We start from the raw sequence: 26,384 nt of genomic DNA, 5'->3' as shown, positions 1-26,384 counted from the left end.
TTGAACAGAACAGAATTCGTCATTGTCACTGCCATTATCCTGTTCGCGGCCTTCTGCATGGGCTGGTTTGCCAACTGGCTGGCGCACCGCCTGTCCCGCGTAAGTCAAAGCGATGTCGCTGATCTGGACCGGATGAGTCAGGAGTTGCACGAGGCCGAGGAAACACGCGATCAGGCCATCACCTATTTGCAGCAACGTGAGGCCGAATTGACGAACCAGCTAACCCAGACAGAGGCCGAGCTGGCAGCCGCGATGGATGGCCTGCGGGCCGCGCGTCAGGAGGCCGAAGAACTGCGCGGACGGATCAACAACGCGGATTAAGCGCACGACCTTGCGCCGTCGCCGAAGTTTGCAAGAATAAACGGTCGCTAAGTACTACCACCGGGTCAGCGCGTCTTCGTCTTCGTCTTTGGCTGCGACCCATTCCGCACCAGAGTGGGTGATTTCCTTCTTCCAGAAGGGTGCGCGAGACTTCAGATAATCCATCAAGTATTCCGCTGCCTCAAACGCATCTTTACGATGCGGCGCAGCGGTGGCCACCATCATGATCCTGTCCCCCGGGGCCAGTCGGCCATGACGGTGAATCACCAGGACGTCACCCAATGACCACCGCTCCTTGGCTTCCCGGGCAATCTTGGTCAGGGCCCGTTCCGTCATACCCGGATAGTATTCAATCTCCATCACGTCCAGATCACCGCTTGCCAAGTCGCGCACAACGCCAGTGAAGGTGACAATGGCTCCGTTGGCATCATCCCCGGCGGCAAAAGCATTGGCCTCGGCCCCCAGATCGAATGCTTCCTGCTGAACAGCGATCCGCATGGGTCAGCCGCCTGTCATTGGTGGAAAAAATGCCACTTCCCGAACGCCCGACAGCGAGGCGTCGAAATCCGACAACTCCTGATCCAGTGCAACGCGCAGGGCGGACAAATCGGCAAATGCCGCGGCATAGCGATCTTCCCGCGCGCTCAACTCGGCCACCAGGTCATTGACTGTGACTGCCTGCGTCTCGACCTTTTCCTTTGGCAAGCCGATACGCTCGCGAACCCATGCAAAATACAGCACATCCATCCCTTAGATCTCCTTCAGATGTGGCATGGCTTTACGTAGGTAATCATAGCCGGTGATCAATGTCAGCGTCGCCGCAATCCACAGCAACCACAGCCCGATCTGGCCCGCCCAAAACATGCCATGGATGTTCCAGCGCAGGTGGTTCACATCTTCAACCTGGCCCGCGATGACCTGTTCTACCAGCGCAGCGTCCATGCCGAAACTCGCCATCACGGCATAGTGTTCAAAGATACCCTGCGAAAACAGCACGGCAATGGCGATCATCTGCGCTGTTGTTTTCCACTTAGCCAGCTTTGTAACCTTCAGCGTCCCCGCAACATCGCCCAGATATTCGCGCAGACCCGAGACAAATACCTCGCGGAACAAGATTACGGTGGCGGGTAGCACGAGCCATGGCGTCCAGTGTTCGGTCGAATAGCCAACCAGAATCATCAGCGCGATCACCACCATTGCCTTGTCGGCAATAGGGTCCAGCATCGCACCCATCTTGGTTTCCTGTTTCCACGCACGGGCCAGATAGCCATCAAACCAATCGGTGATCGCCGCCGACAGGAACAGGATCAAAGCGAACCAGTCCGCATAGGGCCGCGTGAAGTACAAAAACATAACGGCCAGACCGGGCGCAGCCAGCAGGCGTAGAACCGTCAGGATATTGGGCAAATTCCACTTCATGGCTTGGACCCTATATCGCCGGTTCAAGACAGAAAAGACAAACCGGTAAAAAACTACATCACTCACAACAGCTTGGTCAAAGCGCCGCAGGTCCGACGCTTTGCGCCTCGTGCACTTGGCGTTTCACGTCTTTGCAGTCAGATTGCCCGTCGACTGCAAAGCGGAACGTACAGGATGACAGCGCATATTCAAACCGACGCCCGGTCGAACATGATCGGCAGCCTGTGGATGGTGGCCGCAATGGCGGGCTTTGCGTTGGAGGATGCGTTGCTGAAAGCAGCATCGACCGCGCTTCCGATCTGGCAGGTTCTGGTTCTGTTCGGGACTGGCGGGTCCGTAATCTTTGCCGCGCTGGCGTCGGCTCGTGGAAAACGTCTGATACACCCAGACGTTCTGTCCCGCCCGATGAAAGTTCGGGTGCTGTTCGAAGTCTTTGGTCGGCTGTTCTATGTGCTCGCCATCGCGTTGACGCCCTTGTCCTCGGCCACCGTGATCTTGCAAGCAACGCCTTTGGTTGTGGTCGCAGGCGCGGCGTTATTCTTTGGTGAAGCGGTTGGTTGGCGGCGATGGAGCGCGATTTTTGTCGGTATGATCGGAGTCGTCATTATTCTGCAACCGACCGGGGACAGTTTTTCACTACTGTCGATGCTGGCCGTGCTGGGTATGTTAGGGTTCGCAGGGCGTGATCTGGCCAGCCGCGCGGCCCCTGCGACCCTTGGAACCGAAGTACTGGGGTTTTATGGTTTCCTCAGCATTATCGTCGCGGGCCTTGCCTATCGGATGTGGGAAGGCGCGCCCGTGGCACCGGTTAGCCTGCACACCAGCCTGCATCTGACGGGCGCGGTTCTGATGGGCGTCATGGCCTATGCCGCGCTCATGAACGCAATGCGCACGGGTGAAGTGTCTGCCGTGACCCCGTTCCGCTATACGCGACTGCTGTTCGGTATCGGGTTGGGTATCGCCCTGTTCGGCGAAAGCCTGGACCGTACTATGTGGGTCGGCAGCGCGCTTATTGTGGCTTCGGGCCTCTATATCCTGTGGCGGGGGCGACAGGTCTAACCCTTGTCGTGGAAGAAATCATAGACTTTCTGAGCCAACCCGGCCGAGATTCCCTCGACCGCTTTCAGGTCTGCCAGATTGGCCCGGCTTACCGCTTTGGCGCTGCCGAAGTGAGTCAGCAAGGCGCGCTTGCGTGCAGCCCCGACGCCCGGAATTTCATCCAGCGGCGTGGCACCAACAGCCTTGGCGCGTTTCGCACGGTGGGTGCCAATGGCAAAACGGTGCGCCTCGTCCCTTAGCCGTTGAATAAAGTACAAGACCGGATCGTTGCGTTTTAGGGCAAAGGGGCGCTGGCCGATCCGGTGAAACTCTTCCTTGCCGTGGTCACGGTCGACCCCTTTGGCAACACCGACCATCGGAATGTCTTCGACCCCGTGAGCCTGCATGATCTCGTGCACAGCGCTGACCTGCCCGGCACCGCCATCGATCAGCAGCAGGTCGGGCCAAAGCCCCTTATCCCGATCCGGGTCTTCTTTTTGCAGGCGGGTGAAGCGACGGTTCAGAACCTCTTTCATCATGCCGAAATCATCACCCGGCGTCAGGTCGTCGCCACGAATGTTGAACTTGCGATAGGCGTTTTTCATGAACCCGTCGGGCCCTGCCACGATCATACCACCCACCGCGTTAGTGCCTTGGATATGAGAGTTATCGTAGACCTCAATCCGTCCCGGTGGACTATCCAGATCAAACGCCTCTGCCACCCCGCGCAGCAACTTGGCCTGCGTGGCGCTTTCCGACATGCGCCTGGCCAGAGACTCTCGCGCATTGCGCAAGGCACCTGCAACCAGTTCCTGTTTCTCACCCCGCAGCGGGACAAGGATTTCGACTTTGCGCCCGGCTTTCTCGGACAAAGCCTCCTGCATCAGATCGGCGTTTTCGATCCCGTCCGACAAGATCAACTGCCGTGGTGGTTCCTTGTTGTCGTAGAACTGGCCAAGGAAAGCCTCCATCACTTCGGCATGTGATACATCCGGGCCAACACGCGGATAAAAGTCCTTGTTGCCCCAGTTCTGGTTGGCACGGATGAAGAATACCTGAACACAGGCTTGCCCGCTGTCCATATAAAGGCCGATCACATCCGCCTCGGTCACGCCACGAGGGTTGATGCCTTGCGCGGTCTGTACCTGCGTCAGCGCCCGGATGCGGTCGCGCAGACCGGCGGCGCGTTCGAACTCCATAGCCTCGGACGCGGCCATCATCTGTTCAGCCAGTTCCTCCTGCACCTTGGTCGAGCGCCCCGACAGGAAACGTTCTGCATCCTTGACGCTTTCACTGTAATCCTGCTCCGAAATCAAACCGACACACGGCCCGGAACACCGTTTGATCTGATAAAGCAGACAGGGCCGCGTGCGGCTGTCGAACATGGAATCCGAACAGTTACGCAGCAGGAATGCCTTTTGCAGCTGGTTCAATGTGCGGTTTACAGCGCCCGCGCTGGCAAATGGTCCGAAATAGGCGCCTTTTTCCTTCTTCGCCCCACGGTGTTTTTTGATCTGCGGAAAGTCATGATCCTTGGCGACCAGGATGTTGGGAAAGCTTTTGTCGTCCCGCAGCAGCACATTGTATTTCGGTTTAAGCTGCTTGATCAGGTTCTGCTCCAGCAGTAGCGCCTCGGTTTCCGTTCTTGTGGTCAGAAACATCATCGAAGCGGTCGAGGAAATCATCTTCTCGATCCGGCCCGAGTGACCCGGCCTTGTATAGTTCGACACCCGCGCCTTTAGGTTTCGCGCCTTGCCCACGTATAAAACCCGACTGTCGGCATCCAGCATCCGGTACACCCCGGGTGAGCTGTCCAGCGTCTTTGCATAACGCTGAATGCAGGCATAACCGGTCAGGGACGATTCACTGTGGGTAGTCATGGGATTCCGATATGATTCTCTTTTACTGGCTGCAATCTTGCGGGCTTCAGATCAAGAGAAAACAAATCCACGATTCCTGTGGATAAGTGTGAAGATAAGTTTTCACAGCCTTAGAATTTCCCTTGTTTCATTACCACTTCATTAACATGCACAAAAAATAGGCACATTATCAAGACGCTGATTTTTAACGATATTTTTTCACACATTTAGCAAGTGTATGAAAAAAAAGACATTTTTGTAACACGCAGGTAACACAAACGTGCGCGGTGCAAAACTTGCAGCGATATTGCTTATTCAACTCCCAGAACATCCGGTGTTTTCCACCCCAGGTGTTGGCCGCCATCCACGCATATCAGTTGCCCCGTTACTGCGTGTGCATCCAGAAAATATCCCAAAGCGGCGGTGATATCCGACGGATTTGACCCGCGTTCCAGAACAGTATTCGTTCGTTGCGCCTGGAAATGCTCAGCGCTTTGACGATGCCCCTGTACCGTTGGTCCGGGTCCGATGGCATTGACCCGGATTGCAGGGGACAGCGCCTGTGCCGAGGTACGGGTCAGCGTCCATAGCCCCATTTTGGCGATGGTGTAAGACATGAACTCGGGTGTCAGCTTGCGTACACGCATGTCCACCATGTTGATGATCAGACCGGTCGCAAGGGGTTCGCCATTTTCGTCCGTGTCCGGGGCCAGCCCCTGCCCGGCCATGGCTTGGGTCAAAACGAACGGTGCCCGCAGATTACTGTCGAGATGGCGGTCCCAGCTTTGGCGGGTCGCGGTGTGAACGCTGTCATATTCAAAGATCGATGCGTTGTTTACCAGACAGGTGATCGGCCCACCCAGAGCCTCGGCTGCTTTGGGCAGCAGGTCCTGCACCTGTGCCTCGTCCAGCAGATCGGCCTGCAATGCCACCGACCGTCGATCCAATGCCTGTACCTCCGCCACGGTCTCGTGCGCGGGGCGTTCTGAGGACGCAAAATGAACGGCGACATCATATCCACGACCCGCCAGATAAAGCGCCATGGCCCGACCCAGACGAATACCGGCACCGGTCACTAAAGCTCGGGTCATGCTTCACCTCGTTTCGTCAGATCACACCAGCAATACAGTGACATAAAGCGCATAAAGGAGGGTCAGCACCAGACCCCAAACGCGAGAGATATCCTGCTTGAAGACAACAAAGGGAACCAGAAGCAGTGATGCGCCCAACATGACCCAAAGGTCAAAATGCAGGAAACCGGGATCGACCGGGATACGCCCGAACCAGGTTGCGATCCCGATAATGGCCAGAAGATTGAACATGTTTGAGCCAATCACGTTGCCTAGGGCCACATCAGCCTGCCGGCGCAAAGCGGCCATGACAGTCGTTGCCAATTCGGGCAATGACGTTCCGACCGCAATCAAGGTCAGACCAATAACCGTTTCACTGACACCATAGTTCCGGGCGATGACCGTCGCATTTTCCACCAGCAGGTGCGCCCCCATCGGAAGACCCACAAGCCCGAGGATCAGGTAAACCGATACCTTCCAGTAAGGCATGTCAGGATCGGCTTCTTCCAGGCCGTCTAGATCGTCATCATCCGCACAGGCTTCGCCACAGGCCTTGCGGTGCGCCTTTGCTTCACGAAAGGCATTCGTCAGAACCAGGCCCAAAGCCGCCAGCAGGATCAGGCCGCTGACGACGGTGAATGTTCCACAAAACGCCAACCCTATGAACAGGGCCGTCGCCATCAGCATGAAGGCATAGTTCCTACGGCTGTCGCATTCGCTGGTATGGATCGTTGCCAGCATCGCTGGAAGACCAAGAACCAACAGGATATTGGCCGTGTTTGATCCGACAACATTGCCCAGCGCGATACCCGGTGCGTGTTCCTTGACGGCGCTGATAGCAATCAGCAACTCGGGCGCTGACGTGCCGAAGGCCACAATCGTAAGGCTGACGATCAGGGCTGGGACACCCAAACGCAGGCTCAGGTTCACTGCGCCCCGCACCAAGGCATCGCCTGCCAGCAACAGGATCAACAGGCCAAGACCAGACAGCAGCCACGTTGTGATCAAGCCCGGCCTCCTTTTTCACAGGCACAGGGGCCCTTTCCGATGCGGTACCGACCGCATCGCGGACATTTTGCCGAGCTTAGCCTTTTCTGCCCGGGAAACCGCAACTTGCCGAACATTGCCAATACGCCCATTGCGATCAGAAAAAGAGTGACAGCCTTTACGATCACGTCACAAACCGAAACGCGCGTAGGCTGCCCGCTCCTCTAACCCTGCGATGGCGTCCTGCGCCAAGCTGGCCCCAAACCGGGTCCAGATCGGTTTTTTCACGCCATAGCGGCGAAATTTGACCTTGTCGCCGAAACGGTCCTGCATCTTTGGCTTCAGATGTGCGATGCCGTCGATCAACCCCAATTCCTGCGCGCGTCGCGCCAGCCAAACCTCGCCCGTGAACAGATCAGCTTCCTGATTCAGCTTGTCCCCGCGCCGATCTTTGACATGCGCAATGAAATTCTCGTGGATATCACCTAACAACCCTTGCAGGCGGGCCACGTCCTCTTTCTTTTCCGGTGAAAACGGATCGAGCATGGACTTCGATTTCCCGGCGGTATGGACCCGCCGCTCAAACCCTTGCCGCGCCAGAAAGACATGCGCACCAAATCCAGCCGAGATCACACCGATCGATCCCAGTACGGAACTGTTATCAGCCCAGATCTCATCCGCTGCGGCGGCCAGCCAATATCCACCGGATGCAGCGACGTCCTCGACAAAAGCGAAAACTGGCACGTCCAGTTCCTCGGACAACCGCCGAATGCGCGCACCGATCATTGAACTTTGGACAGGGGATCCGCCCGGTGAATTGATCTCAAGCGCCACGGCCGCAGGTTTTCCCTTGCGAAATGCTTTCTCGAGAACCGGTGCAAGCGTTGCGTCGTTCAAAGATCCGCGCCCGGCCATTCCAATGGCGCCGGACAGGCGGACGATGGCCACACATGGGTGATTTTTGACGAACGGCAGGCTGAGCTTCATGGGTGCCGATGTAGAGTGCCACCAACCCGTAAACAAGGGACTCTTCGAACCTTGAACGCGACGTGACCCAAATTCACACACTCGACCGGCAAAAATGCAACGCCCCGGCGCGGCTTAGCTGCGAATGCGCCAGCCGGTTTTGAAGATCCAGCCAATGACCGCCAGACACACCCCGGTAAAGGCTATGATGGCCAGCAAACTCAGGGCTATGGGCACATCGGCAAGCCCGAAAAACGACCAGCGAAACCCCGAAATCAGATAGACGACCGGATTGAACAACGTGATCGTCTGCCACAGAGGCGGCAGCATCGAGATTGAATAAAACGTACCGCCAAGGAAGATAAGTGGCGTGACCACAAGCTGCGGCACCAATGACATCTGTTCAAAATTACTGGCCCATATCCCGATGATGAACCCTAGCAACGAGAAGCTGAGACATGACAGGATCAAGAACGCCGCCATGGCAAAGGGGTGTTCGATCCGTATGTCGACGAAGAAGGTCGACGTGGCCAGAATGACCAACCCCACAAACAGCGCTTTGGTGGCCGCCGCACCGACATACCCAATCACGATTTCTATAAAATTCACCGGTGCCGACAACAGCTCGTAGATGGTGCCCAGAAACTTGGGAAAATAAATTCCGAAAGACGCGTTCGAGATCGACAGCATCACTACAGACAGCATGATCAAGCCCGGCACGATGAACGCGCCGTAGGATACGCCCTCGACCTCCTGAATTCGACTGCCGATGGCGGTGCCAAACACCACGAAATACAGCGAAGTGGAAAGAACCGGCGACAGGAAGCTTTGCGCCAGGGTGCGAAAGAAGCGGGCCATTTCGAACCGGTAGATTGCAGCAATTGCGGTCCAGTTCATGCCGCCTCTCCGGAAACCAAATTGACAAATATCTCCTCCAGGCTCGATTGCCGTGTCTGCACATCGCGCAACACCAACCCGGCCTGCGACACGTCATTTAAAAGGGTCGTAATTCCTGTGCGATCCGCATGGGTATCGTAGGTATAGATCAGGCTATCCCCGGCGCCATTGAGGGTCAGATTGTGGTTGGCCAAATCATCGGGAATCTTGGCGATTGGCTCGGTCAGCATGACGACAATCTGCTTTTTGCCCATCTGCGCCATAAGCGTGTCTTTGTCCTGCACTAAAAGCAACTCACCCTTGTCAATGACGCCGACGCGATCCGCGATGGCTTCGGCCTCTTCGATATAGTGGGTTGTCAGAATGATGGTGACACCGTCCCGTTTCAGCTCGGCTACGATTTCCCACATATCCTTGCGCAGCTCGACATCCACACCTGCCGTCGGTTCATCCAGAAACAAAACACGTGGTTCATGCGCCAGAGCCTTGGCGATCAGCACGCGGCGTTTCATGCCGCCCGACAGCTCCTTGATGGGGTTCTTGCGCTTGTCCCATAGAGAGAGCTTGCGCAGAATGTCCTCGATCCGGGCGTTGTCTTTGCCCAGCCCAAACAACCCGCGTGACAGCCTAACTGTGTTCCAGACCTTTTCAAACGGTTCCAGCGCGATCTCTTGCGGGACAAGCCCGATCATCCTGCGCGCTGCGCGATAATCCGACTGAATGTCGTGCCCGCCGACTGAAACCGCACCGGATGTTGGCGTGGTTATTCCGCAGATCGTCGAGATCAGAGTGGTTTTCCCCGCCCCATTCGGCCCCAGAAGCGCAAGAATTTCGCCTTCTTCAATGTCCAGAGACACACCTTTCAGCGCCTCGAACCCATCGGCGTAAGATTTGCGCAGATCTCTGATGGATAAAATGGTCGTCATATCCGCTCCCCGTTCTGGCACAGACCCTATCGCCCCGAATACAGGGATAACAGGCCCATTCCGTACCATGTGATGAACAACTGCCAAAAGGAAGACCGTCCTCGTCGGCAATCATCCGGCTTGCAATCCCGACACCAGCCAGCAAACTCTGCCGGGAACGGAGGGTCCTGATGCTGAACGGAATACGTGTTGTCGAACTCGAAGGTCTGGGCCCCGGCCCGTTTGGTGCCATGTTACTGGCAGATCTGGGCGCTAACGTGATAACAATCCACCGCAAAGGGGGCGCCGCGACACCGGGTATGCCGGAACGTTCCCTGCTGGACCGGGGCAAAAGATCCATCGCGCTTGATCTGAAGGACGCCAATGATCTGGATACCGCGCTTCGCCTGATCGACACAGCCGATGCGCTGATCGAAGGATTCCGCCCCGGTGTGATGGAAAAACTGGGGCTCGGCCCGGATGTCTGCCTGACCCGCAATCCAAAACTGGTCTACGGGCGCATGACGGGCTGGGGGCAGGATAGCCCGCTGGCCGACACGGCGGGGCATGACCTGAATTACATCGCCCTGTCCGGTGCGCTCTGGTATGCCTCACATCCCGGCCATGCACCGCAGACCCCGCCAACGTTGGTAGGTGATATCGGCGGTGGGGCCATGTATCTTGTGGCGGGCATTCTGGCCGGGCTGATCAATGCACAGCGCACTGGCGCAGGTACTGTCGTTGATGCGGCAATCTATGACGGCTCAGCCCATATGATGAACCTGCTTATGACAATGCGCCAAACCGGCAACCTGTCTGAAACCCGGGGCCAAAGCCTGTTGGACGGTCCCCACTGGAGCAGCACCTACGCCTGCGCCTGTGGCGGCTTTATTTCCGTGCAATGCCTCGAACCAAAATTCTATAAGCAGTTTCTGAACTTACTGGGCCTCACAAACGATACCGAGTTTCAGCGGCAATACGACCGTGTTCTGTGGCCTTCGCTTTCACGCCGTCTGACCGACATCTTCGCCAGTCAACCGCGCGACCATTGGGAGGCCCTGTTTCGCGGAACAGATGCCTGCGTTGCTCCTGTCCTCAGCCCGGACGAAGCCCGCTCACACCCGATGAACCTCCATCGCAACAGCTGGCAGGATTTTGACGGTGCATTTCAGGCCGCCGCCGCCCCACGGTTTTCAGGCCATGATTGGGTCCCGAGATCCAGCCCCATGCGCGGCGAGCATACTAAAGAGATCCTCTCAGAGCTCGACGGCCTGCGCTGATCCGCACTTCATCTGGCCCAAAATATCCCGGGGGATGGATTGGCCTCAGGCCAAGAAGGGGGCTGGCCCCCTTTAACCTGCTTACTGCCCGCGTACCGTATCGATCATCAGCTGAACATTCTCAGGATCGGCATCCGGCGTGATCCCATGTCCCAGGTTGAAGATGTGCGGTCCCTTAGAGAACGCCTCGACAATCCGCCGCGTCTCATCCACCAGAGCCTGCCCACCGGTCACCATATGCGACGAGGCCAGGTTTCCCTGTACACAACCATCAACCTGTACATGTCTGGCGGCCCAATCGGGCGACACCGAATTGTCCAGCGCGACGCAATCCACACCCGTCGTCTTGGCAAACCCGACATACCCCTCCCCCGCCTCGCGCGGGAAACCGATCACCGGGATGCCGGGGTGACGCTCCTTGATGGCCTGTGTAATCACACGACACGGTTCCACCGCGTATTTGCGAAACGCGTCACCTTTCAGGGAACCCGCCCAGCTGTCGAAAATCTTGACCACCTCGGCCCCAGCGTCGATCTGAGCTGACAAATACTCAATTGTTGCCTCCGTGATGCGATCCAGAAGCGCCTCGAATAAAGCAGTATCGCTCTCTCGCAGAGCGTGAGCTGGTCCCTGATCGGGTGTTCCACGCCCGGCGATCATGTAGGTCGCGACCGTCCAGGGCGCGCCGGCAAACCCGATCAGCGCGGTCTCAGACGGCAATTCTCGCGACAGGATCCGAATCGTTTCATAAACGGGCGACAATGTCTCATGAATCGCGTCCACCGGCTTCAGCGCTTCAAACTCGGCTTGCCGCGTGATAGTCGACAAACGTGGGCCTTCGCCGGTCACAAACCACAGATCTGCACCCAGCGCCTGCGGCACCAGCAGGATATCGGCAAACAGGATCGCAGCGTCAAACCCATAGCGCCGGATTGGCTGCAATGTGACTTCGGCGGCCAGTTCCGGGTTATAGCATAAAGACAGAAAATCTCCGGCCTGGGCACGGGTGGCCCGGTATTCCGGCAGATACCGGCCCGCCTGGCGCATCATCCAGATTGGCGGCACATCCTGTACTTCACCCGCCAGCGCCCGCAGCAGCTTCTTTGTCTCGGCCATATTCGCCCCCAATCTTCCGGTTTTGGCAACGGGTCGTCCTTCGGCGGCAATTTGTCAAGCTCAGCCCCCATTGTCAGGGCAATGTGACGCGACTAAAGCTGTGCACATGACTTTGACCCTGCCCACACCCGCATCGCCCCTCAGAATTGGCACCCGTGGTTCACCGCTGGCTCTGGCTCAGGCCTATGAAACCCGCCAACGCCTGAGCGATGCGTTTGATCTGCCCGAAGCGGCCTTTGAAATCGTCGTGATCAAAACAACCGGCGACAATCGCGCCATGATCGATGCGGATCGCCCGCTGAAGGAAATCGGCAACAAGGGCCTGTTCACCAAGGAAATCGAAGAGGCGATGTTGCGCGCCGAAATCGATATCGCCGTGCATTCAACGAAAGACATGCCTGTTGAACAGCCCCAAGGGCTGGTTCTGGACACATTCCTTCCGCGCGAGGATGTGCGTGACGCTTTCATCTCGCCGCGCCTTAACTCAATCCACGATCTGCCCGAAGGGGCTGTTGTGGGCACTTCGTCATTGCGGCGTCGGGCACAGCTGCTGAACCGGCGGCCGGATCTGAAAGTGGTCGAGTTTCGCGGGAACGTGCAGACGCGGCTGAAAAAGCTGGAAGCCGGGGTCGCGGATTGCACTTTTCTGGCCATGGCTGGCATTCGCCGTCTGGGCATGGACGAGGTTCCAGCCAACGCCATTTCTCCGGATGACATGCTGCCCGCGATTGCACAAGGTACCATTGGCATCGAACGGCGCAGCAACGATATGCGCGCGGCCGAAATGCTTGAAGCGATTCATCACGCGGAAACAGGATGGCGGCTGGCCGCCGAACGCACCTTGCTGGCCGCGCTGGACGGGTCTTGCGAAACTCCGATCGCTGGCCTGGCAGAGTTGGATGGAAACAACTTAAGGCTGCGCGGTGAAGTCCTGCGCCCAGATGGGTCGGAAATCGTGAACAGAGAAGTGACCGGTTCTGTCAAAGACGGGCCGGAAATGGCCCGCACGATGGCTGCGGAACTGTTGGAACAGGCGGGTCCAGGTTTTTTTGATTGGAAAAATTCAAATTAATTTAAGGCAGTGTGAACTTGATCACTGTGGCCACCGAGATTCTCGGGCATTAAAGTGACATACCGATGAGGAAGTCGGGTCAGTCTCGAAAGTATCGAAAAGTTTTCAGATTGCCGGTGATTTAATCAGTATTCGAGGGGGCGAGGCTGACCCCCGACTTCCAAAGGTAGCGGGTCGCTGTTGAACTCAACCGCGACCCGTTTACGTTGTATACATCCAACCTTCAGGAAATGGCATCAACCGCGTGACGGACGGCGATGCGTGTCTGTTCCAGATCCGCATCGGTGATCGCCAGCGACGGATAAAGCTTGCCCGGAGACTTGAAGATTCCATGGGCGCGCAGCACCGCATTATAAGTGGCGTTGCGCTGTGGATCATCGTGGTTTGCGCTGCGATAATCACGGCACTCGGCGTTGGTGAAATAGATGTCAAACAAAGTCTCGTCACCGCAAATCCGATGCGCGATGCCCGCTTCATTCAAGGCGTCCGACTGAATCTGCTGCAAGTGTTTTCCAATTGCGCGCAAACGCTCATACGCGCCTTCACGCCGCAAAATCTCCATCGTCTTCAGCCCAGCGGCCGAGGCGACCGGATTCCCCGAGAGGGTACCCAACTGCATCAGCCAACCTTCTTCCCCGACCTTCGACTTATCGAAATGCTTCATGATCTCGACGCTGGCACCAAGCGCAGCCAGAGGGAAGCCGCCGCCCGTGATCTTTCCCAAAGTGCAGATATCCGGTGTGACCCTGTATCGTTCCTGCGCCCCGCCATAAGCCAGCCGGAATCCGGTGACGATCTCATCAAAGATCAACAGCACACCATGTTGATCACACAGAGCTCGGAGGCCCTGCAAATATCCCGGCATTGGCGGGATGATCCGTTGCAAAGGCTCGACTATAATCGCGGCAACGTCGTCATTTTCATCCAGCAAAGCAGCGACGGCTTCCAGATCGTTAAAGGGCGCGATCAGCATTTGCTCGGCCACGCTGTCGGGGATACCGGCGCTGTCGGGAACAGCCTGCGGGAAATTAACTCTGCGGCTTGGGGCAAGGCTCATCTGCGCCTCGGCGCTCATACCGTGGTAACCGCCTTCAAACTTCAGGATCTTGCTGCGCCCGGTATAAGCCCGCGCCAGGCGAATCGCATACATGTCGGCTTCGCCTCCCGACGCGACAAAGCGCACCTGCTCGCAGCAGGGAACGGCGTCGATGATGGCCTCGGCCAGTTCGATTCCTTTTCTGTTGTTGGCAAAAAACGTCATCCCTTTGGGCAGCTGTTCCAAAACGGCTTCCATCACTTCAGGGTGGCCATGACCCAGCAGCATCGGACCCGACCCGATCAGGTAATCGACATATTCGTCGCCATCCTCGTCCCAGACACGGCTGCCTTCACCACGGGCGATGATGATGCCCGGATCAAAGTTGCCAAACCCCCCGGCGGGTAGAACTTCGTTCGCGCGAGCAATCCATTCGGATTGTGATTGGATTTTCAGCATCTCAGTCGATCTCCAGAATTGGGGTGCCAAGGATATCGAGGTCCGGCACAACACCTAAACCCGGACCTTCGGGCGGAGCAATCCGGCCGTTTTCACGAATTGGTGCATCAGGACACAGACGCGGGGCCACGTAAGACGACAAGTCGCACGTGTTCATCAGAGAACCTTTCGGCGTCGACGCCGCAAAGTGAAGTGAAGCCGCAGTAATAATGTCAGACCCCCATGTGCATTCCGCGCAAATCTCGGCACCCAGATGCACGGTCAGATCCCGTGCACGACGCATTGCTGACAATCCGCCGAATTTCGAAAGTTTAAGCGCCACCGCATCCATGCAACCCAGTTCATACGCACGCAAAAGCGAGGCAAGATCAAAGGCACTCTCGTCGATTTTCATCGGAAGACCAGTAGCCTGACGGACAGCGGCACAGTCTTCCAGCGTTTTGCAGGGCTGTTCCAACATCACGTCTAGATGTGCCACCGCACGCCCGGTACGGGTCGCCTGCAATCGCGATGCTCCACAATTCCAGTCACCATATACCAACGGCCCGGTTCCCACGGCTTCGCGCACTTTGATCAGCCGCTCGGCATCCGCCTGCCAATCTCCCTCGACGCCCAGCTTGACCTGAAACTGCCGGATTCCGGTTTGAAAAGCGGATTTGGCAATACGCGCCATCTCGTCCGGTGCGATGCAGGTGATCGAATGATAGAGCGGCATATCCGCCTGCGTTCGCCCACCCAACACCGCATAAACCGGCAACCCTGCCGCCTGACCGAACAGGTCCCAAAGCGCGATATCGACGATCGATTTCGCGTATTGATGCCCTTGCAGAAACCCGTCCAGCTTGCGCATAGGGGCGTCTATACCAAAAGGAGTGATCCCGAGGATTTCAGGCCCCATCTCAGCAATGGCTCCCGGCACCCCATCCGCATAGGCCGGCAGGTAATGCGGGATCGGGCAGACCTCACCCCATCCCCTGTGACCGGTATCCGTTTCAAGGCTCAGAATATGGGATTTCACAGTGGCACAAGTCTTGCCGTCAGCCATGTGGTACGTTTCGTGACTTGTCAGATCGACAGACCAGAGCGTTATCTTGTTGATTTTCAAGCGTATACTCCCACTGGATCACCTAATGTGCTTTCATCCGGATGAACGCCAAGCCCAGGTTCTTCTGGCAGGTGCAAGTGGCCATCAACATTCCGAGGCCCACGTCCCCCGGCAATATCGACCGCGATCATGTCCTGACAGGCCCATACGGCAAGGCAGTTGTTATCCGGGATGGTCGCGGCCAGATGCAATGCTTCGGTATCGGCCAGAACCGTACCGCCAGTGGCCATTACGAACATGTCTATCCCATGGGCCAACGCGATATCCCGCATGCGCGCAGCCTTGGTCAGCCCGCCGACGCGGTTCAACTTGATCCCGAAAATCTGAGCCAGACCATCGCGGGCGATACGGGCCGCATCCTGTAAAGTCACAAGGCTTTCGTCCACTGAAACGGGCGACGAATGAAGCCCCGAGATTGCAGCAATGTCATCCAGCGTCTCACAAGGTTGTTCGAACATGACATTAAGGTCCGCGCAGGTGCTCATCACACGCAACGCTTGCTGACGCGTCCAGCCACGATTGACATCATAAAGAACGATCTCGCCGGGTCGCCGAATACTCTCGACATCGCGAACACGCGCGATGTCCCTTTCAACGTCACCACCGATCTTCACGGAATGGGCGATGTAGCCCCGCTGGCGGTACCGCTCTATGACCGCGCGCGTTTCATCGACGGATTTCGCCCCGACCGAGGACGCAATCGGGCGCGGTGTCCGCGATCCACCCCCCATCAGATCGGCAATCGGCACACCCGCCGCCTGACCCGCGATATCCCAGCAGGCCATATCAATTGGGCTTTTGGCATAAAGGTGCCCGGGCAAGGTAAGATCCATCGCCCGTTCCACCTCCAAAACCCGTCGCGGATCCAGGCCCAGAATGAACGGCGCCATCGTTTCAATTCCGGCGCGGATACCCGGTCCATGCGCGGGCACATAGGTATGGCCCCATGGGGTCCCTTCACCCCAGCCAACAAACCCCGCATCGGTTTCGATTTTCACGAGTGTCGCGTCAAGGGTTTCGAATTTCAGCCGCCCACCAGACAACCAATATGGATGCTCAAGCGGGAGATCGATATGATATACAGTGATAGCTTTGATCTTCATGCGATATCCATCCGGGGCAAGTCACCCATGCCTTCACCGCGCCACAGGACATAGGTCAGGATCGGCTGATCTGTGGTGACCATGGCATGACTTTGCCAACTTGCGTGCAAGCGCGTTTGATTGGCACCAATATAAGTTTCGTCCCCATCGACCTTGAACAACGCACCTCCGCCAAGAACGAGGTAAAGTTCTTCGGCCTGATGGCTGTGCCAATCGTAATTCAGGCCAGCCCCCCAATACGCGATGTAGCCACGCAGCAGGGTCGAGTGAAAATGTCCGGTTGGACCGAACAGCTCATAATAGCCGTATCGGTTCAGGAAATCCGCACCAACTTCGTCTTCGGTGTAGGTGTGTTTCCAATGTCCCAGATGCGCCGTCGCTTTGACCGCCGTGATCAGATCACGGGTTGGCGCGTCTTCAAGAAGATCGAAGGCTGCCACCAGTCTCGTTGCAAGAATGGGTGCGGGATCCAACCCCGTCGGGGTCAGATCACCCGGCCAAGGCGCGAACGCAGCCAGATCCGGATGCGCATGGTGCATTTGCCGGGCAGCTTTAAGAACATCGTCAAGCGTCATGGCATCACCACGATGTTGCCGGTGTGCTCTTTCGCAATGAACGCGGCTTGCGCATCTCGGAGATCCTCCAACGGGTACGTCGCGGCAAGCGCTGGCTTGATCTCACCAGCCTCGATGTATGTTACGAGGTTCTTCATGACCTGAGGATCAATGACGGTCGAACCGGTGAAGGTCAGGTCGCGCAGGTAGAATGTGCGCAGATCAAGTTCGACGATCGGGCCTGCAATTGCGCCCGAACAGGTGTAACGGCCACCCCGTTCCAATATGTCGATCAGGTTCGGCCAGTATGGCCCGCCCACGACATCGGCAACCACACTGATCTTTTCCGAGCCCAGCACCTTGCGCAGGTTCGCAGGTGCGCGTGGCAGAATGACGTCGGGGCCAAGTCTGGCCACGTCCGCGTGTTTGGATTCGGATGCCATCGCGATCACCCGCGCACCGCGCCGTTTGGCCAGTTGCACAAGCGCGCCGCCCACACCGCCGGAAGCACCTGGAACCAAAACCGTATCCTCGCCGGTCACATTGGCACGGGTCAACATGCCTTCGGCGGTGGAGTAAGAGCAGGAAAAAGTTGCCAGTTCAGCATCCGTCAGGTCCGAGGTGATTGCCACAGCGTTCACCGCCAGAGTTGTCGCGTATTCGGCAAATCCGCCATCCCGTTCCGAGCCGAAATAGCCAGTCTTGTCCATATTGTCGGGTTCCACCGGGTCGCGCAGCCAGCCATCCGTGATAACACGCTCTCCAATACGCCCCCGGTCAACACCTTCGCCGACGACAACGATATGCCCGCAGATATCGGCCCCTTGAATTCGCGGGAAGGTGATCGGATTACCGCCCCAGGTGGGATCATCTTCGCCAACCTCTTCAAACGCACCACCGGTCGTCGCGGCTGTGACCGTCTTGGAGTACCAACCTGATCGCGTGTTGACGTCCGTATTGTTCAGCCCACATGCCGCAACCTTGATCAGCACTTCACCCTCCGCAGGTTCAGGACGCGGCCAGTTATCGTGCCAAACTATCTGCTCTAAACCTCCATGGCCCATCGTGACCATGGCTTTCATTGTGGTGGGCAGGTTCATCAGGCGGTCTCCACTACTGCGTCTATGCGGGGCAGCAGGCTGTCTGGATCGTAGGCGGGCTTATCCAGTACTCGGGCCGGACGCGGCTTGCCGTGAATCACGACCTCCAATTCGGTTCCCGCTTTTGCTGCTTCGGGTTTGATGTATGCAAAGGCCAATATCTTACCGACCGTGTGACCGAACGCGACCGAAGCCGTCGAGCCTATGACACGCCCGTCCAGCATCACCGCCTCGCCTCCATGGCCGTCAATTTCGCCATCCGGCTCGATTTGCAAATAGGCACATATCCATGGCAAATCGGTGTTCAGCGTCTTGTCCCTGCCCAGGTAGTCCTTGCCCGTACGGGCAAAGCGCAGCGCGTCAGCTTCGGCCAGCGTGACCTCGTTGGTCAGCTCACCTGCCCCTTTGAAGCCCTTCTCCATCCGCATCACGTTCATGGCGAAACTGCCATAGTCTGCGATGCCGTACACCTCGCCTGCAGCCCATAGCGCATTGTAGACATCAAGGCAGGCAGCGTTAGGCATATGCAGTTCCCAACCCAGTTCGCCCGCATAAGACATGCGAAACGCCCAGAGTTTATGACCGGCAATCGTGACCTCTTGCGCCGACAGCCAGCGGAACCCGGCATTGCTCAGATCGGTATCCGTACAGCGCGCCAGAACTTCGCGTGATCTGGGGCCGTTTAGCGACAAGGCCGACCAATCAGAAGACAGCGCGGTGATCTGCACAACTTCACCCTTACGCTGATGCGCCAGGTGATCAAGCAAGCGCTGTTCGAAGAACGCCGCACAGACCAGATAGAAGCGGTCTTCGGCGATGCGGACAATCGTAGTCTCCAACTCGATCCGGCCACGGCGGTTCAACATATGGGTCAGCGTGATCGAGCCAACCTTTTGCGGCATCCTGTTAGCAGTCAACCGATCAAGTAGGGTATAGGCATCCGGCCCCGATACTTCGACTTTGGTGAAGGCGGTGACATCCATGATGCCGACACGTTCGCGCACTGCCTTGACCTCGGCCGCGACCATGTCGTCGGCAGGAGTGCGGCGGAAGGAATAGTGATCGCGCTGTTCCGCGCCATCGCGGGCGAACCAGCGGGGGCGTTCGAAGCCATAGACCTCTTCATGTACCGCGCCCTTGGACTTCAGCAACTCATACAGTGGCGACGGCTTGATCGGACGCCCTGCAAGTCGATTGAAGTGTGGAAACGGGATTTCGTGACGTAAGCAATAATCTTCCTCGGCCTTGATCACCTGCCAGTCTTTGCTGGCATAGCTGCCAAAGCGGCGCGGATCGAAATCCCGCATCGAGATATCGGCAGCCCCATGCACCATCCAGCGGGCCAGTTCACGGGTCAGACCCGGCCCCCAGCCGATGCCGATCTGCGTTCCGCAACAGCACCAGTAATTTCGCACACCCGGCGCAGGACCGATCAAGGGGTTGCCGTCCGGCGGATGTGATATCGCCCCATGCACATCACGTTGAATGCCCAGTTCGGAAAAAATCGGCATCCGGTTCAGACTTTCCTCTAGCCATGGCATTACCCGGTCATAATCCGCGTCGAACAACCAGTTCTCGTACTCCCAAGGGCAATGATCATGCCAGACCGAGTTCGGATTCTCTTTCTCGTATATTCCGATCAGGCCGCGCTGCTGCTCCATCCGGATATAGCCCGAGACTTTGCGGTCATCGCGGATCACCGGCAGTTCCTTGTCCAAGTTCTGGAATTCGGGCACTGGCTCAGTCACGAAATAATGGTGCGTCATTGACGTCATGGGCAGTTGCAGCCCGGACCATTCGCCCATCTGGCGCGCGTAGGTGCCGCCCGCGTTCACCACATGCTCACAGATGATGGTGCCCTGTTCGGTCTCAACAATCCATTCGCCGTTTGCGCCCTGCGTGATGTTCGTCGCCCGGCAGCTGCGGAAGATGCGCACGCCCTTCTGGCGTGCCCCGGCTGCCATCGCCATGGTCACATTGGTCGGATCCACATGCCCGTCATCCGGTGTATGCAGCGCGCCCAGAACACCATCAAGGTTATAGAATGGATGCAGTTCAGCCACCTTCTCGGGACCGACAAGTTCGATATTGAAACCCAGCGACCGGCCCACCGACAGGGTATGGCGCAGCCAATCCATCTCATCCTCGGTATATGCGAGACGGAACGAGCCGCAGCCATGCCATGTGACAGGCTGACCTGTCTCGGCCTCAAGCAGGCCGGAATACAAACTGATGTTGTAATCGACGCATTTGCCCAGACCAAAGCTTGAGGTTGAATGCGTAATCTGCCCTGCCGCATGCCATGTACTGCCGCTGGTCAGCTCGGCCTTTTCCAGCAGAACAGTCTCTTCGCCCCAGCCTTCATGGGCCAGATGGTAGGCCAGACCAACGCCCATGACGCCGCCTCCGACGATGACCACACGTGCGTGTGACGGCAGTTCATTCCCGGACATGATTTTTCCTCTTCCCGAGTCGCTTTTCTGCTCGACAGGCTAATTCCACATTTGTACCATCGTCAATCATGAATGACACAAATGTATCATCAACTGTTCTGGACCGCCTGACCGAAGAGTGGGACGCCCTGACCCCTGAGGCGCAGAAAGCCGCGCGTTACGTTCTGGAGAACCCTACGGATGTAGGGGTCTCAACCGTGCGCGAAATTGCCGAGGCGGCAAAGGTCAAACCCAACACATTCGTGCGCATGGCACGGCAAGTGGGTTTTGAAGGGTACGAAGATTTTCGCGAACCCTTTCGCGACGCGATCCGAAAAGGGCGCGTGTCGTTTCCAGACCGTGCCAGATGGCTTCAGGACATCGGCAAATCCGGTGAATTGGGCGGCCTGTATGCCGATATGATCGGCGCCGCGATCCGGAATATCGAGGAAACATTTGCAGGGATCGACGCGAACCGCCTGAAATCTGCTGCCGAAGTCATCTGGAATTGTCGCCAGATTTTCACACTCGGCGTGGGCGTCAACAATTCCAACGCGCGCAACTTTACCTATCTGGCTTCGACCGGGATGAAGCAGTTTCATGCAATCCCCCGCCCCGGTTCAACCCCGGTAGACGATCTGGCATGGGCGGATGAACAGGACGTGCTGATTGCGATCACCTGTCATCCCTACCGAACCGAAGTGATCGAGGCAGTCAAACTGGCACGTCAGCAGGGCCTGACTGTCATAGGTATCTCAGACAGCCCGGCCAGCCCTGTGATCCGGAACGCCCATCACGGGTTTGTCGTCGCAGCAGATACGCCGCAGTTTTTCCCATCATCCGTTTCGACCATCGCGCTGCTGGAAACGCTGCTGTCTTTCGTGATCGCGGTATCCAGCGACGAGATCGTCGAACGGGTCGAACGTTTCCATCGTCGTCGCCATCAGCTTGGAATCTATGCGGAGGAACCCGAATGAACGTACCGCTGACCCACTCACTGGACGCGCGATATTATACCGACCCCGCCATTTTCGAGAAGGAGATGCAGGGGCTTTTGGCCCGAACATGGCAGTTCGCAGGCCATGTCGCGCAGGTTCGGGAAACAGGGGATTACTTTGCTTTTGAGATCGCCGGGCAAAACCTGTTCTGCATTCGCGGACGCGATGGCGAAATTCGCACTTTCTATAACGTCTGCCAGCACCGCGCGCACGAAATGGTCTCGGGCGCAGGAAACACCCGCGTCGTCGTCTGCCCTTACCACGCGTGGACTTACGAGTTGTCCGGCCAGCTGCGCGCGGGTCCAAATATCAAATCCGTCCCCGGATTTGACCGCAGTGCAATCTGCCTGACGGCGGTCCGGACCGAAATCTTCAATGGGTTCATCTTCGTCAATCTCGACGAAAACGCAGCCCCGATGGATGACTGGTATCCCGGAGTGCGGCAGGAAATCCGTACATTTGTCCCACATATCGACGAGCTTGAGCCGCTGGAATGGGTCGAGATCCCTGAACACTGCAACTGGAAGGTCAGCGTCGAGAATTATTCGGAATGCTATCACTGCCCGACCAACCACCCGACTTTTGCTGAAGGTGTCGTCAAGCCCGAAACCTACGACATCCAACCCGATGCAGGCGGCGGTTTCGTGCTGCGCCACACGACCGAATGTCAAAGTCTCGACAAGATGACTTACCCTATCGACCTGTCGGTGCCTCATGCGGGCGATTACCAGTCTTGGTTCCTGTGGCCTATGTTTTCGTTCCAGTGCTACCCGGGCAATGTGCTGAACACATATCACTGGCACGCAAGTGACACGGATCACTGCACCGTCTGGCGCGGTTGGTACACTGAAGGTGGTTCGGAAAGCGCGGTGATCCGGCAACTGGCCGTTCAGGACAGGGAAACAACGGTCGAAGAAGACATCCGGCTTGTGGAATCCGTCCATCGCGGCCTCAGATCTCGCGGTTACCGCCCCGGCCCGCTGGTGCTGGATCCGGGTTGCGGTGTGATGTCCGAACACTCAATCGCCAAGTTGCAACAATGGATGCGCGAGGCCGTGGAATGAAACCCGCCCTTGGCAGACATAACCTGTTTGCCCTGCCCTTGAGCGGATAGATCAACCACGCTGATGCTCAAGGAATGGCACCCTTGCGAAATCGACCGGCCCTGGCCTAAAGCCACGCAGGTATAACGACATAGTGGACCAGCCACACCGGTTAAAACAGATGCACCAGTTGATAATTTCGCACTACGATCCTGCATACAAACACCGCCTGACACGCTGACAAACCGGAGACCCACAATGGCCGACTTATTTGACGAAGACCTGTTCCTGAAAGGGTTGGAACAACGGAAGAATACACTGGGCGCAGAGTATGTAGAAAAGAACCTTGCAGCGGCTGACGATTTCACCCGCCCGTTTCAGGAAGCCATGACCGCCTGGTGCTGGGGTTTTGGCTGGGGGGATGACGTGATCGACGCAAAAACGCGGTCGATGATGAACCTGTCCATGATCGGCGCTTTGGGAAAGATGCATGAATGGGAAATCCACTGCCGCGGCGCCATCACCAACGGGGTCACCAAAGAAGAAATACGCGCCATCATCCACGTGGTCGGGATTTATTGCGGCGTTCCGCAAGCATTGGAGTGTTTCCGCGTCGCCCGTAAAGTGCTGGAAGACAAATAAACGCCATCAAAGACCAGCTTCGGCCAACAGTCGCGCGCCTTCGTCATAGTATTTTCTGTTTTTGAAACAGCCGGGCCAGGCCCAGCGCTCGGCCGTAAATCCGGGCTGCAATTCCAGGATGCGACGGGCGTGCCGACGTGCCAGTGACTGGTTGCCTGCCGCAGCGGACAACATGCATAACACGACCCGCGCCCGCACGCTGCCGGGGTCCACTCGCAAGACATTATGCGCGTGCTGCCATGCTGCCTTGTCTTCCGAGAGGGCAAGGGTCATTGACAAGTTCGCCTCGATCCAGATCGGCGGGTGCGGAGTTAACGCAAGAGCTTGCCGATACGTGGCTATTCCGTCCTCAAGCCGGTCGTCATACATCAACAAGACACCATAATAGCCCAGCAATTCGGGGCTGCTGTGGAACCGCTCAAGAACCTTGCGCATCAGCTGGCAAGCCTTGGCAGAATGGCCAGCAACATTTTGGGTAAACGCTTCGAGCGCGGCACAATAGGGATCCGCCGGGTGTTTTTCACGCATGATGGCGCAGTCGGCCTCGACCAGAGCCAGCGTTTGTTCCGGCGAATCTTCCATGCCCAACCGGATCAGATCCAGGCGGCAGAATCCGACAGCGATCCGCGCAGGCAGATAGTCCGGATCGCGCCGCAAACAGACCTCATACTGGCGGATGGCACGAAACAGGCCGTCCTTGGTCGTAAGGCTTTCCTGAATGCGGCCATTCTGAAATGCCGTCCAAACTTCGGTGGATGTAGCGTGTGCTGACCAGATATCGGACCAGTGACCATCCCGCAGCCGCAACTGAAGCGCTTCGACAACTTTCATTGCGATTTCTTCAACGGCGTCAAACGTATCCTTTTCCCGAAACCGGAAACGTTCGGTCCACAGGCACACCTGATCCACAGTTGACGTCAATTGTGCTGCCACGCGCAGCCCTTCGGCCCCTACCACGCTGCCGCTTAGCATATAACCGTCGACAGGCCCTTCCTGTCTTCGCGCATCGCGCAATTCAATGACATCCGACAACGTGCCCAAAAGGAAAAGCAATTCGTCCCGGATCGAGGCCGCCGCCACGTTGATGTTGTTATCGTCACCAATTACTTCAAACGGCTCGACAACAATTGCTGGTCTCTGGCGCCCCCAATGGGATGGAAAGCGCGCGCCAACCGGAACGGGCGCGTTTTCATCAAAACCAACATCCCAATAAGCTTGCCGTTCAACGGCCAACCAGTCTTCAAATTCCGGGTCTGCAACATCCAACCCTTCCAGAAGCTCGGCGCGATCCGGTTGAAGCGGTTCATCAAACAAATCAATTTCAAGCGCTTTCAGGTCGATGGAGACATTCTCGCGCCCGATGTCCAGAAACCCCAGACCGAACCCGGCCAGATGCTTGGTCAAGACACTAAGTTCCTTGCGCAACGATGCCGCACCCTGTGCGGGTGAGCTTTTGCTCCAAAGCTTGTCTTGCAGCCAGGCCCTGCTGCGAACAGCATTTTTAGACAACAACACCAAGGCGAGAAGCGCTTTCGCCTTGGTGCCGCGTGGTGTTGCATCCTGGCCGTCGTCGCAAATCACCTGAAACGGACCGGTCAGGAATATCTTGGTTTTTGCCTTACTCAAATAAACTCCTCAGGCAAGTTCAGACACTGCGGTCAGGAACCACAGCCATAAACGACAATGCCACCCATCGCTTCATAGGCCAGCTTGCAGCACCATGACTGGTGATCGGGATTTGGGTCTGGCTCTTTTTCGCTCAGATCGGGGATGACAATGTGAACCCTGTCCTTGGAATCATAGACGAACTCCACCGCAGGATTACCGACATCCGAAAGGATGTCATGTATCTTCTGCTCAGCCGCATCGCGATCTTCTGGCGACCCCAGCGCGTTGCTCCGGGCGGCGTTCAAAACTTCACACCCAAGATCCTTAAGTGTGTATTTCGGATTAATAGTCAAACGAGCCATACTAAAAGTCCTTTCTTAACAACCACAACCATTTGTATAACTCGTTACATACCTATCCGGAAACAAAAATGACCGACGCGCTGATTGAACTGGCCGAAAACGCAGGGCTTATTTCCGGACCTTCTTTTGCTGAATTTCCCAAAGGTGCTCCGATCCACACCGCCTTTCGCATGATCAATTTGCGAAACGGAACAGTGCCACCCGCTGGCGCAATGAAACATCGCGTGTCCTTCGGCACTGCGCGTAACCGGGACGAAGCCGCGCGGCTTTCGGGTTTCGAGGCGATCGAACGTTATGCGCTGCAATACAGCGCGGATTCGCCTGAAACCCGCGAGAGCCTGATTTCATCGGACGGTGCCACGCATTTTCTGCCACGTGATGCCCTTGCTCTGGGTGCGCCGGGCAGCGACGGGCAGATCACGTCGAAGGGGGCCGCAGCGGGACCAACGCATGAGGCCGCTGCGCTATGGGCCGCGCTTGAATGTCTGGAACACGCGCTTGGACCACGTGGGTTCGACCAAGTGTTGCCCGAAACAGCGCTGCCGCGCGATCTGACCCGCTGGCTGAACACTTACCTGCGCAATCTGAGCGTTCACCTTCGCGTGGTTCCGGCGGTCGGCTTGCTACTGCGTGCGGTCTGCGCCGATGCGGATGGCGGGCGGCCAACTTACGGAACGGCTTTTTCCGCCGATCTGGCGACAGGTGTCTGGCACGCGGCATGCGAAGCGGTTGTGTCCTGGCGCAATATGGTGACGCTTGACCACACCGGCGTGACAGATGACTCGATGAATGAGGAACAGGCACGCTTGTTTCGACTGTATCGCGGCGCGCGAAAGGATCGCCCGGCAACTCCGGCATCCTCTTTCGATGTGGATGCCTGGCAAAGCCCCGACCCGACGCTGATGGCTGTATTGACAGCGGCGGCCAACGCTGCCGGGCATCCGATTGCCATATTCGATATGACGGCGCCGGAAATACCTTTGCCCGTGGTCAAAGCCGTGCCGGTTTGAAA

Annotated in this window: 26 protein-coding genes; 8 read left to right on the top strand and 18 right to left on the bottom strand. The window is 57.2% G+C overall.

Annotated features, from left to right (window positions below):
• A complete protein-coding gene (locus ACR0NZ_RS08835) occupies window positions 1-321 on the top strand; it encodes a hypothetical protein (protein ID WP_267365430.1) in 321 nt (106 codons plus the stop codon).
• A gap of 54 nt (window positions 322-375) precedes the next feature.
• On the opposite strand, the gene ACR0NZ_RS08830 is transcribed toward ACR0NZ_RS08835, so the two are convergent.
• Genes ACR0NZ_RS08830 through pgsA form a run of 3 tightly spaced genes read right to left on the bottom strand, consistent with a single transcriptional unit; the run spans window position 376 to window position 1,740 of the window.
• Window positions 376-819: a molybdenum cofactor biosynthesis protein MoaE gene (locus ACR0NZ_RS08830; RefSeq protein ID WP_480474924.1), complete on the bottom strand. Its 444-nt coding sequence runs from the start codon at window positions 817-819 to the stop codon at window positions 376-378.
• A gap of 3 nt (window positions 820-822) precedes the next feature.
• On the bottom strand, window positions 823-1,068 hold the full coding sequence (moaD, locus tag ACR0NZ_RS08825; protein ID WP_480474923.1) for a molybdopterin converting factor subunit 1: 246 nt from the start codon (window positions 1,066-1,068) through the stop codon (window positions 823-825).
• Between the two features lie 3 nt (window positions 1,069-1,071).
• Window positions 1,072-1,740, bottom strand: coding sequence for a CDP-diacylglycerol--glycerol-3-phosphate 3-phosphatidyltransferase (gene pgsA / locus ACR0NZ_RS08820; protein ID WP_480518324.1), 669 nt, complete (start codon window positions 1,738-1,740; stop codon window positions 1,072-1,074).
• A 174-nt stretch (window positions 1,741-1,914) separates the two neighbouring features.
• On the opposite strand from pgsA, the gene ACR0NZ_RS08815 reads away from it, so the two are divergent.
• Window positions 1,915-2,799 (top strand): DMT family transporter, encoded by an 885-nt coding sequence (locus ACR0NZ_RS08815; RefSeq protein ID WP_480518322.1) that lies wholly within the window; start codon window positions 1,915-1,917, stop codon window positions 2,797-2,799.
• Here ACR0NZ_RS08815 and uvrC read toward each other — a convergent pair.
• The 6 genes from uvrC to ACR0NZ_RS08785 form a co-directional block, all read right to left on the bottom strand.
• Window positions 2,796-4,658, bottom strand: a complete 1,863-nt coding sequence (gene uvrC / locus ACR0NZ_RS08810; protein ID WP_480494396.1) for an excinuclease ABC subunit UvrC — start codon at window positions 4,656-4,658, stop codon at window positions 2,796-2,798. The two genes, ACR0NZ_RS08815 and uvrC, sit on opposite strands and share 4 nt — an antisense overlap.
• 290 nt (window positions 4,659-4,948) lie before the next feature.
• Window positions 4,949-5,728, bottom strand: coding sequence for an SDR family oxidoreductase (locus tag ACR0NZ_RS08805; RefSeq protein WP_480518320.1), 780 nt, complete (start codon window positions 5,726-5,728; stop codon window positions 4,949-4,951).
• Window positions 5,729-5,749: 21 nt separating this feature from the next.
• Complete coding sequence (locus ACR0NZ_RS08800) at window positions 5,750-6,712, bottom strand: calcium/sodium antiporter (protein ID WP_480518634.1); 963 nt, start codon at window positions 6,710-6,712, stop codon at window positions 5,750-5,752.
• Between the two features lie 171 nt (window positions 6,713-6,883).
• Window positions 6,884-7,681, bottom strand: coding sequence for a S49 family peptidase (locus ACR0NZ_RS08795; protein ID WP_480518318.1), 798 nt, complete (start codon window positions 7,679-7,681; stop codon window positions 6,884-6,886).
• Between the two features lie 114 nt (window positions 7,682-7,795).
• Window positions 7,796-8,557: an ABC transporter permease gene (locus ACR0NZ_RS08790; RefSeq protein ID WP_209598717.1), complete on the bottom strand. Its 762-nt coding sequence runs from the start codon at window positions 8,555-8,557 to the stop codon at window positions 7,796-7,798.
• A complete protein-coding gene (locus ACR0NZ_RS08785) occupies window positions 8,554-9,483 on the bottom strand; it encodes an ABC transporter ATP-binding protein (protein ID WP_480474917.1) in 930 nt (309 codons plus the stop codon). The genes ACR0NZ_RS08790 and ACR0NZ_RS08785 overlap by 4 nt, the downstream gene beginning before the upstream one ends.
• Window positions 9,484-9,653: 170 nt before the next feature.
• On the opposite strand from ACR0NZ_RS08785, the gene ACR0NZ_RS08780 reads away from it, so the two are divergent.
• Entirely contained in the window at window positions 9,654-10,742 is a 1,089-nt protein-coding gene (locus tag ACR0NZ_RS08780) for a CaiB/BaiF CoA transferase family protein (RefSeq protein WP_480518316.1), read from the top strand.
• Window positions 10,743-10,823: 81 nt separating this feature from the next.
• On the opposite strand, the gene hemE is transcribed toward ACR0NZ_RS08780, so the two are convergent.
• Window positions 10,824-11,858, bottom strand: coding sequence for a uroporphyrinogen decarboxylase (gene hemE / locus ACR0NZ_RS08775; protein ID WP_480518314.1), 1,035 nt, complete (start codon window positions 11,856-11,858; stop codon window positions 10,824-10,826).
• Between the two features lie 106 nt (window positions 11,859-11,964).
• On the opposite strand from hemE, the gene hemC reads away from it, so the two are divergent.
• On the top strand, window positions 11,965-12,930 hold the full coding sequence (gene hemC, locus ACR0NZ_RS08770; protein ID WP_480518312.1) for a hydroxymethylbilane synthase: 966 nt from the start codon (window positions 11,965-11,967) through the stop codon (window positions 12,928-12,930).
• A 223-nt stretch (window positions 12,931-13,153) separates the two neighbouring features.
• On the opposite strand, the gene ACR0NZ_RS08765 is transcribed toward hemC, so the two are convergent.
• Genes ACR0NZ_RS08765 through ACR0NZ_RS08740 form a run of 6 tightly spaced genes read right to left on the bottom strand, consistent with a single transcriptional unit; the run spans window position 13,154 to window position 20,740 of the window.
• On the bottom strand, window positions 13,154-14,425 hold the full coding sequence (locus ACR0NZ_RS08765) for an aspartate aminotransferase family protein (RefSeq protein ID WP_480518310.1): 1,272 nt from the start codon (window positions 14,423-14,425) through the stop codon (window positions 13,154-13,156).
• 1 nt (window position 14,426) lies between these two features.
• Entirely contained in the window at window positions 14,427-15,530 is a 1,104-nt protein-coding gene (locus ACR0NZ_RS08760; protein ID WP_480518308.1) for a mandelate racemase/muconate lactonizing enzyme family protein, read from the bottom strand.
• Complete coding sequence (locus ACR0NZ_RS08755) at window positions 15,527-16,633, bottom strand: mandelate racemase/muconate lactonizing enzyme family protein (RefSeq protein WP_480518306.1); 1,107 nt, start codon at window positions 16,631-16,633, stop codon at window positions 15,527-15,529. The genes ACR0NZ_RS08760 and ACR0NZ_RS08755 overlap by 4 nt, the downstream gene beginning before the upstream one ends.
• A complete protein-coding gene (locus ACR0NZ_RS08750; RefSeq protein WP_480518304.1) occupies window positions 16,630-17,208 on the bottom strand; it encodes a dimethylsulfonioproprionate lyase family protein in 579 nt (192 codons plus the stop codon). Before ACR0NZ_RS08750 ends, ACR0NZ_RS08755 begins: the two co-directional genes overlap by 4 nt.
• Window positions 17,205-18,287 carry an alcohol dehydrogenase family protein gene (locus ACR0NZ_RS08745; protein ID WP_480518302.1) on the bottom strand — a complete coding sequence of 361 codons (1,083 nt, stop codon included), beginning with the start codon at window positions 18,285-18,287 and terminating at the stop codon, window positions 17,205-17,207. The genes ACR0NZ_RS08750 and ACR0NZ_RS08745 overlap by 4 nt, the downstream gene beginning before the upstream one ends.
• Complete coding sequence (locus ACR0NZ_RS08740; RefSeq protein WP_480518300.1) at window positions 18,287-20,740, bottom strand: FAD-dependent oxidoreductase; 2,454 nt, start codon at window positions 20,738-20,740, stop codon at window positions 18,287-18,289. The genes ACR0NZ_RS08745 and ACR0NZ_RS08740 overlap by 1 nt, the downstream gene beginning before the upstream one ends.
• A 68-nt stretch (window positions 20,741-20,808) precedes the next feature.
• Between ACR0NZ_RS08740 and ACR0NZ_RS08735 the strand changes: the two genes are divergently transcribed.
• From ACR0NZ_RS08735 to ACR0NZ_RS08725, 3 genes are all read left to right on the top strand, one after another.
• Entirely contained in the window at window positions 20,809-21,696 is an 888-nt protein-coding gene (locus tag ACR0NZ_RS08735) for a MurR/RpiR family transcriptional regulator (RefSeq protein ID WP_480518298.1), read from the top strand.
• Window positions 21,693-22,781, top strand: coding sequence for an aromatic ring-hydroxylating oxygenase subunit alpha (locus ACR0NZ_RS08730; RefSeq protein WP_480474906.1), 1,089 nt, complete (start codon window positions 21,693-21,695; stop codon window positions 22,779-22,781). The genes ACR0NZ_RS08735 and ACR0NZ_RS08730 overlap by 4 nt, the downstream gene beginning before the upstream one ends.
• A gap of 237 nt (window positions 22,782-23,018) precedes the next feature.
• A complete protein-coding gene (locus ACR0NZ_RS08725; RefSeq protein WP_480474905.1) occupies window positions 23,019-23,402 on the top strand; it encodes a carboxymuconolactone decarboxylase family protein in 384 nt (127 codons plus the stop codon).
• A gap of 6 nt (window positions 23,403-23,408) precedes the next feature.
• Here the strand turns inward: ACR0NZ_RS08725 and ACR0NZ_RS08720 are convergent, their stop codons facing one another.
• Both ACR0NZ_RS08720 and ACR0NZ_RS08715 read right to left on the bottom strand, forming a co-directional pair.
• Window positions 23,409-25,028, bottom strand: a complete 1,620-nt coding sequence (locus ACR0NZ_RS08720) for a hypothetical protein (protein ID WP_480518296.1) — start codon at window positions 25,026-25,028, stop codon at window positions 23,409-23,411.
• A 32-nt stretch (window positions 25,029-25,060) separates the two neighbouring features.
• The gene (locus tag ACR0NZ_RS08715; protein ID WP_480474903.1) at window positions 25,061-25,372 is read right to left on the bottom strand and encodes a hypothetical protein; all 312 of its coding nucleotides are present in this window, start codon (window positions 25,370-25,372) and stop codon (window positions 25,061-25,063) included.
• 68 nt (window positions 25,373-25,440) lie between these two features.
• Here ACR0NZ_RS08715 and ACR0NZ_RS08710 point away from each other — a divergent pair, with 68 nt between their 5' ends.
• Window positions 25,441-26,382 carry a YcaO-like family protein gene (locus ACR0NZ_RS08710; RefSeq protein ID WP_480518294.1) on the top strand — a complete coding sequence of 314 codons (942 nt, stop codon included), beginning with the start codon at window positions 25,441-25,443 and terminating at the stop codon, window positions 26,380-26,382.
• Window positions 26,383-26,384 lie beyond the last annotated feature (2 nt).

Source organism: Ruegeria sp. AE3 (assembly GCF_056542225.1).
The sequence above is the reverse complement of the archived record's forward strand: the minus strand, read 5'-3'. Positions and strand labels throughout refer to the sequence as shown.